This is a genomic window from Cellulomonas jepli (genome assembly GCF_047229345.1).
GTDB lineage: Bacteria > Actinomycetota > Actinomycetes > Actinomycetales > Cellulomonadaceae > Cellulomonas_A.
Map to the genome: position 1 here is coordinate 26,409 of NZ_JBFTER010000040.1, position 12,755 is coordinate 39,163.

Annotated in this window: 10 protein-coding genes; 4 read left to right on the forward strand and 6 right to left on the reverse strand. The window is 76.4% G+C overall.

The annotated features are described in order from the left end of the window. Nucleotides 1–106: 106 nt before the first annotated feature. Nucleotides 107–265, forward strand: coding sequence for a DUF5679 domain-containing protein (locus AB6N24_RS11285; protein ID WP_183295582.1), 159 nt, complete (start codon nt 107–109; stop codon nt 263–265). Between the two features lie 165 nt (nt 266–430). Further along, nucleotides 431–1,564: a ThiF family adenylyltransferase gene (locus tag AB6N24_RS11290; RefSeq protein WP_412869494.1), complete on the forward strand. Its 1,134-nt coding sequence runs from the start codon at nt 431–433 to the stop codon at nt 1,562–1,564. A gap of 22 nt (nt 1,565–1,586) precedes the next feature. Here the strand turns inward: AB6N24_RS11290 and AB6N24_RS11295 are convergent, their stop codons facing one another. The 3 genes from AB6N24_RS11295 to AB6N24_RS11305 all read right to left on the reverse strand — a co-directional run bounded on the left by AB6N24_RS11295 (nt 1,587) and on the right by AB6N24_RS11305 (nt 4,917). Then, nucleotides 1,587–1,940 carry a WhiB family transcriptional regulator gene (locus AB6N24_RS11295; RefSeq protein ID WP_309485057.1) on the reverse strand — a complete coding sequence of 118 codons (354 nt, stop codon included), beginning with the start codon at nt 1,938–1,940 and terminating at the stop codon, nt 1,587–1,589. A 143-nt stretch (nt 1,941–2,083) separates the two neighbouring features. Further along, nucleotides 2,084–2,278 carry a hypothetical protein gene (locus tag AB6N24_RS11300; protein ID WP_412869495.1) on the reverse strand — a complete coding sequence of 65 codons (195 nt, stop codon included), beginning with the start codon at nt 2,276–2,278 and terminating at the stop codon, nt 2,084–2,086. 572 nt (nt 2,279–2,850) lie between these two features. Next, complete coding sequence (locus AB6N24_RS11305; protein WP_412869496.1) at nt 2,851–4,917, reverse strand: ATP-dependent DNA helicase UvrD2; 2,067 nt, start codon at nt 4,915–4,917, stop codon at nt 2,851–2,853. Between the two features lie 267 nt (nt 4,918–5,184). Between AB6N24_RS11305 and AB6N24_RS11310 the strand changes: the two genes are divergently transcribed. Beyond that, the gene (locus tag AB6N24_RS11310; RefSeq protein ID WP_412869497.1) at nt 5,185–5,448 is read left to right on the forward strand and encodes a mycoredoxin; all 264 of its coding nucleotides are present in this window, start codon (nt 5,185–5,187) and stop codon (nt 5,446–5,448) included. 57 nt (nt 5,449–5,505) lie between these two features. Here the strand turns inward: AB6N24_RS11310 and nudC are convergent, their stop codons facing one another. Continuing rightward, complete coding sequence (gene nudC / locus AB6N24_RS11315; protein WP_412869498.1) at nt 5,506–6,453, reverse strand: NAD(+) diphosphatase; 948 nt, start codon at nt 6,451–6,453, stop codon at nt 5,506–5,508. 88 nt (nt 6,454–6,541) lie between these two features. Here nudC and AB6N24_RS11320 point away from each other — a divergent pair, with 88 nt between their 5' ends. Beyond that, complete coding sequence (locus tag AB6N24_RS11320; protein WP_412869499.1) at nt 6,542–7,486, forward strand: phosphotransferase; 945 nt, start codon at nt 6,542–6,544, stop codon at nt 7,484–7,486. An 18-nt stretch (nt 7,487–7,504) separates the two neighbouring features. Here AB6N24_RS11320 and AB6N24_RS11325 read toward each other — a convergent pair whose 3' ends face one another. After that, nucleotides 7,505–11,227, reverse strand: coding sequence for an ATP-dependent helicase (locus AB6N24_RS11325; protein WP_412869500.1), 3,723 nt, complete (start codon nt 11,225–11,227; stop codon nt 7,505–7,507). Continuing rightward, nucleotides 11,224–12,755, reverse strand: a 1,532-nt coding sequence (locus AB6N24_RS11330; RefSeq protein WP_412869501.1) for a PD-(D/E)XK nuclease family protein, incomplete at its 5' end; no start/stop codon positions are given. The genes AB6N24_RS11330 and AB6N24_RS11325, both read right to left, overlap by 4 nt.

Genomic DNA, 12,755 nt, shown 5'->3' on the forward strand with positions numbered 1-12,755 from the left:
CGCGATTACTGTGGGGCTCGCTCAGGTCGGGGCGGCTCCCCTCATCTCGACCGGGCCGCCGGGCCGACGGACGCGCCCGATGTCCGCAGACGCGAGGAGACCTGTCATGGCCGAGACCTACAAGGGCGAGTTCTACTGCGTGAAGTGCAAGGAGAAGCGCGAGGCCGAGGGCGACGTCGTCGTCTCCGAGTCCGGCCGCAAGATGGCCAAGGGCGTCTGCCCCGTGTGCGGCACCAAGCTCAACCGCATCCTCGGCAAGGCCTGAGCACACACCAGGCACCGCACGCCTCGAGGCGCCGTCCGGCCGGACGGCGCCTCGCGCGCGTCCGGGACCTGTGGACAGCGGTGGCGCGGTGCCGGCCGGTGCCAGGCTGTGCCCTCGGGTCGCCGGCGTCTCGCCGGCGCACGGCACGGCCGAGAGGGGTCGCTCATGCGCTTGCGCCCACACCTGCGCGTCCTGCTCCGGGGCCCGGACGAGCTGCAGGTCGGGACCGACCCCCGGTGGGCCGTGCGCCTGACCGGCCTGGCGACCGGCGAGGCCGAGCTGCTGCAGGAGCTCGAGGCGCTGCCCGAGCTGGACCGCTGGCTCGCGTGGGCCCTCGACCAGGGCCTCGACCGCACGCGCGGCGAGCACCTCGTCGGGCTCCTCGTCGACGCGCAGGTCACGACCTCAGAGAGCCGCCGCAGTGCGACGGTCCGGGCCGGCGCGGGTGCCGAGGTCGCCGCGTGGAACCTCCTGCGCCCCGACGGCGACGGTGCCGCGCAGGTCGACGCGCGCCGGTCCGCGGTCGTCGGCGTGTGCGGGCTCGGGCGCCTCGGCCTCGCGGTCGCGACGACGCTCGCCGTCGCGGGGGTCGGGACGGTCCTGCTCGACGACGACGGCGTCGTCCGCTCGTCCGACATCGGTCCGGGCGGGTACCGCATGGGGGACGTCGGCTCTGCACGGCTCGCGACCGCGACGCGGGTGCTGCGGGACGTCGCCCCGGAGGTCCGCTGCGAGGTCGCGCCCGGCACCGTGCCGGATCTCGTGGTGCTCGTCGAGCACGGCGCGGCGAGCCCGGAGACGGCGCTGCGGCTCGTGACCGCAGGCCTGCCGCACCTGTCCGTCGTCCTGCGGGAGTGCGACGCGCTCGTCGGGCCGCTCGTCGTGCCGGTGGGCGCGGGAGAGCCACGCACCCGGGGTGCCGGCGAGGGTGCCGGTCCTCCCGCGGTCGCGGGCCGCCCGCCCCGCAATGGCTCCGCGTGCCTGCGCTGCCTGGACCTGCACCGCGGCGACGTCGACCCGGCGTGGCCGCTCGTCGTCGCGCAGCTCGTGTGCCGACCGCCGACGTCGAGCGGTCCGGCGGGAGAACCCGTCGCGCTCGCGGGCCTGGGCGCCGCGCTGGCCGCCGCCGAGGCGCTCACCCACCTCGACGGGGGCGTGCCGCGCACGCGGGGCGCCACCTACGAGATCGCGATGCCGGACCTCCACCCGCGCCTGCGGGCGTGGGCGGTGCACCCCGACTGCGGGTGCACCGCCCTGCCCCGGACGCCCGTCCCGGCCCTCGCCCGCACGGGGCACTGACCGGCACGAGCCCCGCGGGCCGTCATGCCGCCGGAGCGGCGGACTTCCGGGGCCGTCCCCGGCCCCTCTTCGTGGCGACGACCACGCCGCCGACGAAGACCTCTCCACCCCAGACCCCCCACGGCTCGGCACGCTCGACCGCGCCCGCGAGGCACCCCTCGACGAGGGGGCACTCCCGGCACAGGGCCTTGGCGAGCTCGACCTGGGCGGTCTGCTCCGCGAACCAGAGCTCGGGGTCGTTCGAGCGGCACGGGATGAGACCCGCGACCATCTGGTCGAACTGCTGGTTGTTCTCGTCCGTCGTGATGACCGGGCTCGGGGGCCACGGGCCGGATCCGCCCTGGTTCACCGTGTCGAGCAGCGTCGTGAGCCGCACGATGTCCTCCTGATGTCCTTGCTGGTGAGCGTGTGCTGGTTTCCGGATCACCGGTGCCTGCGCCGCTCCCCCGACATCGGGAGAAAAGACGAAGGCCGCGGATCCGAGTGGACTCCGCGGCCTGGAAGACGGTCGTCAGACCATCAAGTTCCTGGTGCGAAGTCGGGGTGGTGCAGCGGGCGACGGCGGTACGTGCGCTTGAGATCGCCGCCGATTCCCTGCGAGCCGGCCATGGGCACAGCTGTCCCCTCGAGCCATGCGGAGATGGGCGCGAGGGTGCGCGGGACGAAGGTGATCGCGAACGTCGACTGCCGATTCACGACGGTTGTGCTCTCCATCAGATCTCCCACCACCTCTCATCACCGGCCGGGCCTCTTCGGCGCAGCCCTCCTACAAGGACGAGTCTCACCCTAGGGGTGGCCGTCAGACGCACACAACCGAATAAACGGACCGACTTCGAGAAGTTTTTCCGACCTCTCCGCGACCGTCGGGAGAACCGGGGCACGGCCCCAGGAATCGGCGTCGGCGAACCCGTGGACGCGCCCGACCCGACCGTCGGACGCGCCCTCCCACGCCCGCCGTTCCCCCGTCGACGGGCGGCGGGTAACGTGCCCGCATGGCGCTCGACCCTGCGCTCCTGGACTGGCTGCTCGACTCCGACCCGGCACTGCGCTGGCAGGTCGAGCGCGACCTCGCCGGCGGAGCGCGCGGCAGGCCGACGGGACGTGGCTGCAGGAGGCCGGTCAGCCCGGACGCGTGTGGTTCGAGGTCGACGTGCCGCCGGGCGAGCCGTCGCGGTGGCTCACGTTCTACGGCGCCCGGGTGCTGGCCTGGTGGGACGAGGCGGCGCCCGCAGGGGGCGGCTGAGCGGGCGGCTGTGTCGCGGTCGTCGCGGTAGGCGGTCTTCGCGCTAGGCGGTCGTGGTGCGCGACGAGCCCGAGGCGACGATCGACAGGAGCGTCGCACCGTACCGGTCGATCTTCGCCGGGCCGATCCCGTTGATCCGGGCGAGCTCCGCGATCGACGCCGGGCGCAGCTCCGCGATGGACTCGAGCGTCGTGTCGACGAGGACGGTGTACGCGGGGCGGGACGTCTCGAGGGCGACCGACGCGCGCCACTCCCGCAGGCGTGCGTAGATCTCGCCGTCGACGTCCCCGGAGAGCGCGCGGCGCGGCCCGGGCTCGGGTGCGCGGTACCGCTCGGGCGTCCGGCCGCTGCCACCGCGCCGTTCCTCCTGCGGCCACAGGCCGTCGAGGAACCGGGTCCGGCGCCGGGAGGCCCGGCCGCCGGGGTTGCGCGCCCGGGCGTAGGACAGCGCGAGGTGCTCGCGCGCACGCGTGATGCCGACGTAGAGCAGCCGGCGCTCCTCGGCGATCGACGCGTCGGTCTCCGCGAGCGAGATCGGCATGAGGCCCTCGCTGAGCCCCGCGAGGAAGACCGCGTCCCACTCGAGCCCCTTGGCCGCGTGCAGCGACGCCAGCGTGACGCCCTCGACGGTCGGCGCGTGCTGGGCGGCGGCGCGCTCGTCGAGCTCGGCGACGAGGTCCGCGAGGCTCGCGTGACCGCCGGTCTCCTGCGCCGCCGACTCGAGGTCGTCCGCGAGCGCGACGAGCGCCTGCATCGACTCCCAGCGCTCGCGCGCGGCGCCGCGCGTCGCAGGAGGCGCCGGCGCCCAGCCCGCGGAGAGCAGCACGTCGCGCACGACGTCGGGCATTGCCGCGTCGGCGTCCACCGCGCGGCCCGCGCCGCGCAGCAGCACGAGCGCGTCCCGGACCTCACGGCGGGCGAAGAACCGCTCGCCGCCGCGCACGAGGTAGCCGATGTCCGCAGCGGCGAACGCCTGCTCGAACGCCTCCGACTGCGCGTTCGTCCGGTACAGGACCGCGATCTCGCTCGGCCGCGTCCCCGCGGCGATGAGGCGTGCGGCGCGCTCGGCGATGCCCGCGGCCTCCGCCTCGTCGTCGTCGTACGCGGTGTAGGTCACCGGCGGGCCGGACGGGCGCTGCGCGACCAGCTCGAGCGGCGCGGCCGGACCCCGGCGACGGGCCGCCGAGCCGGGTGCGTGCTTGGGCGCGAGCAGGCGGTTCGCGAGGCTGACGACCTGGGGCGTCGAGCGGTAGTCGCGCACGAGCCGGACCACCTGCGCCTTGGGGTGCGCCGCGGTGAAGGTGAGCAGGTGGTGCGGCGTCGCACCCGTGAACGAGTAGATCGTCTGGCTCGGGTCACCGACGACGCACAGCTCCTGGCGCCCACCGAGCCACTGGTCGAGCAGGAACTGCTGCAGCGGCGAGACGTCCTGGTACTCGTCGACCACGAAGTGCCGGTACTGCATCCGCACCTGCTCGGCGACGTCGTCGCGGCCCGCCAGCATGTCCGCGAGCATGAGCAGCACGTCCTCGAAGTCGATGACGCCACGCTCGGTCTTCGCGTCCTCGTAGGCGGCGATGAGCCGGGCCACGGCCTGCCGGTCGTACCCGGCGGGTGCCGGGCGGTCGACCGCGGCGGTGGCGCGCACGTAGTCGTCGGCCGTCACGAGCGAGACCTTGGCCCACTCGACCTCCGAGGAGAGGTCACGGATCGCCACCCGGTCCACCGACAGGCCCAGGCGGTGCGCCGCATCGGCGACGGCCGGGGCCTTGTGCTCGAGGATCCGCGGGGGCGCACCCCCGACGACCTTGGGCCAGAAGTACCCGAGCTGGCGCAGCGCCGCCGCGTGGAACGTGCGCGCCTGCACCCCGGCGACGCCGAGCTCGCGCAGCCGCGTGCGCATCTCGCCCGCCGCACGCGCGGTGAACGTGACCGCGAGGACCGTCGTCGGGCGGTACACGCCGGTCCGCACCCCGTACGCGATGCGGTGCGTGATCGCGCGCGTCTTGCCCGTGCCGGCGCCCGCGAGCACGCACACCGGTCCGGTGAGGGCGAGCGCGACCGCGCGCTGGTCGGGGTCGAGGGCATCGAGGAGGGCGTCGGCGGACATCGTGGTCGATTGTCTCAGCCCTCGCCGACAGCCCGTCGCCGGCCGTGCGCAGCGGCGACCCGCCGGACGCGACCCCGGGGGCGGCACCGTCGGCGGGACGGGCCCGCCCCGCCCCGCGGGCGCACCGGCCGACCGTCGGGCGGGCTTGCGACGACCGCGAGCGCCCGGAAGAGTTCCGGCGTCCCCGGCGTTGGACCCGGCGACGACGCACGTCCGACCCCGCCGAGGCCCACGGGTCACGGCGACACCCGCACGAGAGAAGGATGCATGAGCACCCAGACGCTGCCCGACGCCGGTTCCATCACGATGTACTCGACGACGTGGTGCGGCTACTGCCGCCGGCTCAAGACGCAGCTGGACTCCGCGGGCATCGGCTACACCGAGGTCAACATCGAGGAGCACCCCGACGCGGCGGCGTTCGTCGAGCAGGTCAACGGCGGCAACCAGACCGTCCCCACCGTCGTGTTCCCCGACGGCTCGGCCGCGACGAACCCGTCGCTCGCGGACGTCAAGGCCCGCCTGGACTCCTGACCGTCGCGGGCGACCGCGGCCCGGCGACGTGCCGGGCCGCGCCGCCGCGGACCGACGTCAGATCGCGTTCGGCAGCTCCGAGCCGTACCACTCCTCGATCAGCATCCGGGCGATCGACGTGCTGCTCGGCAGGAGCACGGAGCCCGAGCGCACCGCGGCGCGCAGCTCCGTGCGCTCGAACCAGCGCGCGTCCGTGACCTCCTCGCCGTCGACCGTGATGTCCTCGCTCAGCGCGCGGGCCCGGAAGCCGAGCATGAGGGACGCCGGGAACGGCCACGGCTGGCTGCCGCGGTAGTCGACCGCGCCGACCGTCACGCCGACCTCCTCGAGCACCTCGCGGCGGATCGCCGACTCGACCGACTCGCCGGGCTCCACGAAGCCGGCGAGCGTCGAGAAGCGGTTCTCGGGCCAGTGCGCCGAGTGCCCGAGCAGCAGGCGGTCCCGGCCGTCGACGACGGCCATGATGACCGCGGGGTCCGTGCGCGGGTAGTGGTCGGAGCCGTCGGCGGTGCAGCGCCGCACCCAGCCGGCGCTGTGCGAGACGGTGACCTCCCCGCAGCGCGGGCACCGCGGGTGGCGCACGTGCCACGCCTCGAGCGCGACCGCGGCCGTCGCGAGGCCCGCGTCGCGCGCGGACAGCTCGCCGCCGACCTCGCGCAGCGGCGACCAGCGGTCGCCCGGGACGAGCACGGCGGACGCGACGTCGGGCACGAGCCGTGCGAGGTAGGCGGTCCCCCGGCCCCCGCCCGGCGCGTCGTCGTGCCCGAGGAAGGCCCACCCCTCGGGCAGCTTCCCGCCCGGCGACAGCAGCGCGGCCTCGCCCGGGTCGAGCAGCGCGAGCCGCTGCGCGCCCTGCCCACCGTCACGGGTCACGACCGCGCCCGCGTGGACGAGGAGCACCCGCGTCGCGGGGGCGGTCAGCAGGGACGGGACCAGGTCCGGCCGCACACGGGCGTCGGCGGCACGGTCGGTCCGCGTGCGGGACAGCGGCGGCTCGGCGATCACGCCCGCCACCGTACGCGGGGAAACCCGACATCGCAGACACGCGCGGACGCACCGACGACCGGGCGGGCGACGCGCTTAGGCTGAGCGGGTGTCACGTTCACCTCTCGCGCTCGCTGCCCTGGCGACCGTCGCCGTGCCCGGGCTGGACGCGTACGACGTCCGCCGCCCCGAGGTCTCGGGCGGCGACTTCGACATCGCGGTCGTGATCGACGCCGCGCGTCGGCGGTGGGTCGTCCGCTCCCCCACGAGCGCCCGCTCGGGCGCGCTGCTCGAGGCCGAAGTCGAGCTCGTCGAGGCCCTCGCCGGTGAGGTCGACGCGGGACGCCTCCCGTTCGACGTGCCGCGCACCGCGGGGTTCGCGCACCTGCCCGAGGGCGGCCGGGCCGTGGTCTACCCGCAGGTCCCGGGCCGACCGCTGCGGCTGGAGTCGCTGCGCCCCGGGCCCGGCCTCGCGGCGTCGCTCGGCCGCGCGCTGGGCGCACTGCACGAGCTGCCGACGGCGCTCGTCGAGAACGCCGGGCTGCCCGTCTACGACGCGATGACGTACCGCGACCGGCGGCAGGCCGAGGTCGACGAGGCCGCCCGGACCGGCAAGGTCCCGACGACGCTGCTCCGCCGCTGGGAGGAGCGCCTCGAGGACGTCGCGCTGTGGCGCTTCCAGCCGACCGTCGTGCACGGCGGGCTCACGACCGAGCACGTGCTCGTCGACGACCGGACCGTGACCGGGATCCTCGACTGGGGCGACGCGATGGTGGCCGACCCGGCCGACGACCTGTCCTGGCTGCTCGTCGCCGCGCCGCAGGACGCCGTCGACTCGATCATGGAGGCGTACCAGCTGCGCCGGACCGAGCTCACCGACAGCCACCTCACCGAGCGCGCGCTGCTCGCCGGGGAGCTCGCGCTCGCACGCTGGCTGCTCTACGGCGTGCGGACCGGGAGCGCCGACGTGGTCGACGACGCGGTGCAGATGCTGCACGAGCTGGACGAGAGCACGCGCGAGGCCGACGCGGTCGCCGGTCGCTCGATCGGCTGACGCCGGTCTCACCCGGTCTCACCCGGTCGTGCGTGACGGGTGCGCCGCGGCGGCGTGCAGCAGCGCGGTGATCTCCGCCTCGTCGAGCAGGCGCTCGGGGCGCACCGTGCGGCCCCCGCCGACGTAGCAGAACGCCGCGCTGACGTGCTCGAGCGGCGTGCCCTTCCACCGCGACCACGCGAGCCGGTACACCGCGAGCTGCAGCTCGCGCGCCTGCACCGCCGCGGGGTCGCTCGGCGGGGCTCCCGTCTTCCAGTCGACGACGACGACCGCGCCGGGCGCGTCCGGGCGGTCGGGGTCGGCGAACACGGCGTCGATGCGTGAGCGCAGCACGTACCCGGCGACCGGCGTCTCGATGTCGACCTCGACGGCGAGCGGCACGCGGTGCGCCCACGGGGTCGTCAGGAACGCCTCGCGCAGCACCACCAGGTCGGCGTCGACCCGCACGGAGTCGTCGTCGGCGCCCGGGAGGTCGTCGACGTCGACGAGCGAGGCCGAGCCGAACCAGCCCTCGACCCAGGCGTGGAACGCCGTGCCGCGCCGGGCCTGCGGCGACGGCTCGAGCGGCACGGGCCGGCGCAGCGCACGCGCGAACTCCTGCGGGTCGGACGCGAGCCGGACGACCGCGGACGCCGAGAGGTGCGGCGGGAGCTCGACGTCGGTCGACGGGGCCGCGGCGAGGGCGCGCTCGGCGAGCAGGAGATCCGCGGTGCGGTCCCACGGGGTGGGCAGGACGGCGCCGCGCGGCGGGCCGTCCCCGTCGCGGAGCGCGTCGGCGGTGAGGGCGGAGCCTGCCGTGCCGGCGCCGGCGTCGAGGGCCTGCCTCGACGTGCCGGCGCCGTCGGCTGAGGCGGAGCGGGCAGCGCCGGCGTGGACCGCGTCGCCGGAGGACGCACCGGTGGTCGCGGACCCGGAGGAGGCCGCCGCGATCGCCTCCCGCACCGCCTGCGCCGACGCCTCGACCGCGGCACGACGGGTGCCCGACGACCGCCCGCCCGGACCGGTGAACGGGTCGGCCGGCCAGACCGGGGCGACGTCGTCCCCGCCGCGCGGGCTCGTCGCACCGTCCTCCGGCTCCGCGGCCCACGCCTCGGGGTCGACGAGCCCCGCCTCGGCGAGCTCGGTGAGGAACAGCGACGGCGGACGCGGCTGCGACGCGTCGCCCCACCACGCGCCGGTGAGCAGCAGCGCCGAGCGCGCCCGCGTGAGGGCGACGTACGCGAGGCGCCGCTCCTCGGCGACCGCGTGCTGCCCGGCGTCCTCGACGAACCGCCGCCGGCGCTCCTCGAGGTCCTTGGGGTCGGCCGCACCGGCGTAGGCGAGCTGGGGCAGGTCGTGCCGGTCGCCGCGCAGCGGGTAGGGCAGGGTGCCGAGCCCGCTGAGCCACGCCTTGTCCGTCGGGCCGTCCTTGCCCGTCGTGCGGATCGCGGGCAGCCCGCCGTCGACCATCCCGGCGACCGCGACGACGTCCCACTCGAGGCCCTTCGCCGCGTGGATCGTGACGATCTGCACGGCGTCCGGGTCCGGCTCGGCGACCGGCATGTCGAGGCCGCGCTCGCGCGTGTCCGCCGCCGCGAGCCAGGCGAGGAACGCGCCCAGCGTGGGGCTGTCCGCGCCGTCGGAGAACTGCACGGCCACGTCCCGGAACGCGTCGAGGTGCGCCCGCGCGCGGCCCGCCGAGACGCCCGCGCGAGCCGCGACCTCGATGTCGAGGCCGAGCAGGCGCTCCGCCTCGCCGACGAGCTCGGGGAGCGAGAGGTACGTGTGCGAGCGCAGCACGCGCAGGAGCTGCGCGAGGTCGGTCAGGCGCGCGCGGGCGGTGTCGCTCAGCGTGCGCCCGGTGCGGCTGCGCCAGCCGGGGGGCGGCAGCTCGTCGAGGGCGTCCACGATGCTGCGCTCGTCGACGACGTCCGCCGCCACGGGTTCCGGCGCGCGGCCCACGAGGTCCGACGCCGGGCCGGCGGAGCCGGACGCGGCACCCGACCCGGGGTCGGTCGCGCCCGACGCGGGGCCGGCGGCTCCCGACGTGGGGCTGCTGCCGATGCCCGACGACGCGGCGCCCGCGCCCATCTGCTCCGCCCCGTCCCGCTCGTCGGCCGTCCGCTCCGCCGCCCGGCGCGCGTGCCCGAGCCCGGCGGCGAGCTCGGCGGACCAGGCGGCCAGGGCGTGCAGGTCCGCCGCCCCGAGCCGGGTGCGGGCGCCGGTGAGCAGACGCATCAGCGCGTCGCCGCGGGACGGGTCGTGCGCGGCCTGCAGCATCGCCACGAGGTCGACGACCTCGGGGGTCGCGAGCAACCCGCCGAGACCCACGACCTCGACGGGCAGCCCCGCGTCGCGCAGCGCCCGGCGCAGCACCGTGAACTGGGCCCGCTTGCGGCACAGCACCGCGGCGGTGACCCGGGCGACCCCGGGCGCGGCGGGTCGCCAGCGCTCGGCGACGAAGCGGGCGACGGCCGCCGCCTCCTCCTCGAGGGTCGCGGCGACGTGCGCCTGCACGAGGCCGGGACCCGCGCCCGGCCGGGCGGCGAGCTCGGGGACCTCGACGCGCGTGCTCGCCCGGCGCAGCGGCAGCGCCACGTGGTTCGCGGCCTCGAGGATCGCCTCGTCGTTGCGCCACGACGTCGAGAGCAGGTGCACGTCCGCCGGGCGTCGCGTCGCGCCGTCCTCGTCGAGCTCGACGACGGGGAACGTCGACGGGAAGCGCTCCAGCCCGCCCGCGCTCGCGCCGCGCCAGCCGTAGATCGACTGGTGCGGGTCGCCGACCGCGGTCACAGGGTGACCGTCGCCGAACAGGGCGCCGAGCAGCGCGAGCTGTGCGTAGGACGTGTCCTGGTACTCGTCGAGCAGCACGACCCGGTACCGGGCGCGCTCGCCCGACCCCACCTCGGGGACCTCGCGCGCGAGCCGGGCCGCGAGCGCGACCTGGTCGCCGAAGTCGAGCGCGTCGGCGGCGCGCTTGCGGGCGCGGTAGTCGGCGACGAGCTCGAGCAGGCGCGTGCGCTCGCCGAGCAGCCCGAGCAGCTTCGTGATCGGCGCGTACGGCGCGCGGGGCGGGGTGCCGGGGGGCGTCGCCTCGATCGCCTCGATGATGCCCTCGATCCCGGCGCGTGCCTCGTCGGGCGTGAGGAGGTGCTCGTCGAGCGCGCCCGACAGCTCGAGCAGCGCCTCGACGACCGTCGAGACGGCCGCCTCGGTGTCGAGGTCCCCGGTCCACGACTCGACGACCTGGCTCGCGAGCTGCCACTGCGCGGCCTCGCCGAGGAGCCGGGACGTCGGCTCGACCCCGAGGCGCATCGCGTGGTCCGTGACGAGCGACGCCGCGTAGGCGTTGTAGGTCGCGATCGTGGGTCGCGCGAGGTCGAGCAGCCCGGGGTCGAGGCCCGCCGCAGCGAGCGGGAGGCCGGGCAGCACGAGACCCTGCGCGGTCGCCGCGCGGGCGAGGTGCCGCAGCCGCTGGCGCACACGGTCGCCGAGCTCGCCCGCGGCCTTGCGGGTGAACGTCAGGCCCAGGACCTGCTCGGGCGCGACGAGCCCGTTCGCGAGCAGCCACACGACCCGTGCCGCCATCGTCTCGGTCTTGCCGGACCCGGCGCCGGCGACGACGAGCGAGGGTCGCAGCGGCGACTCGATGACCTCGACCTGCTCGGGCGTCGGCGAGGGACGCTCGAGCAGCTCGGCGATCCGGGCCGCCGACAGCACGGGCCGCCGGGCACCGGGCGCCGCGGCGTCGTCCAGGCTCACTCGACCACCTGCGCGCCCTCGTCGCGGGCCGGGCAGCTGCGCCGCACCGGGCACCGCGAGCACAGGTCGTTCTCGGTCGCCGCGAACGTCGCCGCGGACATGTGGCCCGCGACCTCCTCGATCCGGCGCCGCGCCCAGCTCGTGCCGTCGCCGTCGTCGTCGAGCGGCGCCTGCGTCCGCAGGGCGGCCGCGCTCCTGTTGACGTCCGACACGAAGACGAGCTGCGCCCCGGCGCTGCGGGTGCCGGGCGGGAGGCCCTCGACGGCGCCCGCGTCGACCGCGAGCTGGTACGCGCCGAGCTGCGGGTTCTCGAGCGCCTGCGCAGCGGTCGGGGCGGTGCGCCCGGTCTTGAGGTCGCTCACGGTCACGCGCTCCGTGCCCTCGTCCGGCTCGTCGGTCGGCCGTGCGCGCTCGATCCGGTCGATCGACCCGCGCACCACGGCACGGTCGAGCTCGAGCGTGAACGGCGCCTCGACGAGCAGCGGCTCGCCGGCGCTGCGCACGTACTGCGCGAGGCGGCGCACCATCGACTCGGCGCGGCGGCGCTGCACGGTCGTCGGCCACCCGTCGGGCAGGCCGAGCTCGGGCCAGCGGCGGTCGAGCTCGGCGAGCAGCTCGTCGTGCGTGCCGGTCGGGTAGGTCTGGGCGATCGCGTGCACGAGCGTGCCGAGCGACTGCCCCGAGCTCTCCGCGGCGGTGCCGCCCGCCGCCTCGAGCGCCCAGCGCAGCGCGCACGTCGCGGCCGTCTCGATCTTGGAGGGCGAGACGGTGACCTTCTCGCCCTGGGGCCACAGCGGCTCGTCGCTCGACGGCTCCGCGAGGCCGTGCCACTCCTCGGGGTCGGCGCCCTCGACGCCCGCCCGGGCGAGCCGGGCCAGCATCGCCGCGGCCGCCGGGTCGGGGCGCCCGCGCAGCACGCTCGACTCGAGCCGCGACCGCACCTGGGCGACGAGGCCGCGCAGGTCGAGCGGCGAGGGCGTCGTGACCTTGCGCGGGTCGACGTCGTCGTCGCACGGCTCGACGAGCTCGAGGAACGGCGAGGGCTGGGAGTCCGTGTCGGCGACCGCGGTGACGAGCAGCCGCTCGCGCGCCCGGGACACGGCCACGTGGAAGGACCGGAGCTCGTCGGACAGCACCGCAGCCCGGGCACCCGCACCGAGCTGCCCGGCGTCGGGCTCGCGCCCCGCGAGCAGCTCGACGAGGGTCTGGGCCCCGAGCAGCGAGTCGCGCAGGCGCAGGTCGGGCCAGACGCCCTCCTGCACGCCCGCGACCACGACGACGTCCCACTCGCGCCCGGCCGCGCCGGCGGGGGTGAGCACCGCGACCGCATCCCGGTCCGCACGGGCCGCGATCGTGTCGGCGGGCAGGTCCTGGCCCAGCACCCAGTCGACGAACGCTCCCGCGGGCGCCTGCGGCATCCGGTCGACGAACGTCTCCGCGGCGCGGAACAGCGCGAGCACCGCGTCGAGGTCCCGGTCGGCGCGCGCACCGGCGGCCCCGCCCGCGAGCGACGCGCGCCGCCACGGCT

Excerpts from the sequence above, each read along its gene's own strand:
- AB6N24_RS11300 (WP_412869495.1), bottom strand. The coding sequence starts at position 2,278 with ATGGAGAGCACAACCGTCGTGAATCGGCAGTCGACGTTCGCGATCACC.
- AB6N24_RS11290 (WP_412869494.1), top strand. The coding sequence starts at position 431 with ATGCGCTTGCGCCCACACCTGCGCGTCCTGCTCCGGGGCCCGGACGAG.
- AB6N24_RS11310 (WP_412869497.1), top strand. The coding sequence starts at position 5,185 with ATGAGCACCCAGACGCTGCCCGACGCCGGTTCCATCACGATGTACTCG.
- AB6N24_RS11305 (WP_412869496.1), bottom strand. The coding sequence starts at position 4,917 with ATGTCCGCCGACGCCCTCCTCGATGCCCTCGACCCCGACCAGCGCGCG.
- AB6N24_RS11285 (WP_183295582.1), top strand. The coding sequence starts at position 107 with ATGGCCGAGACCTACAAGGGCGAGTTCTACTGCGTGAAGTGCAAGGAG.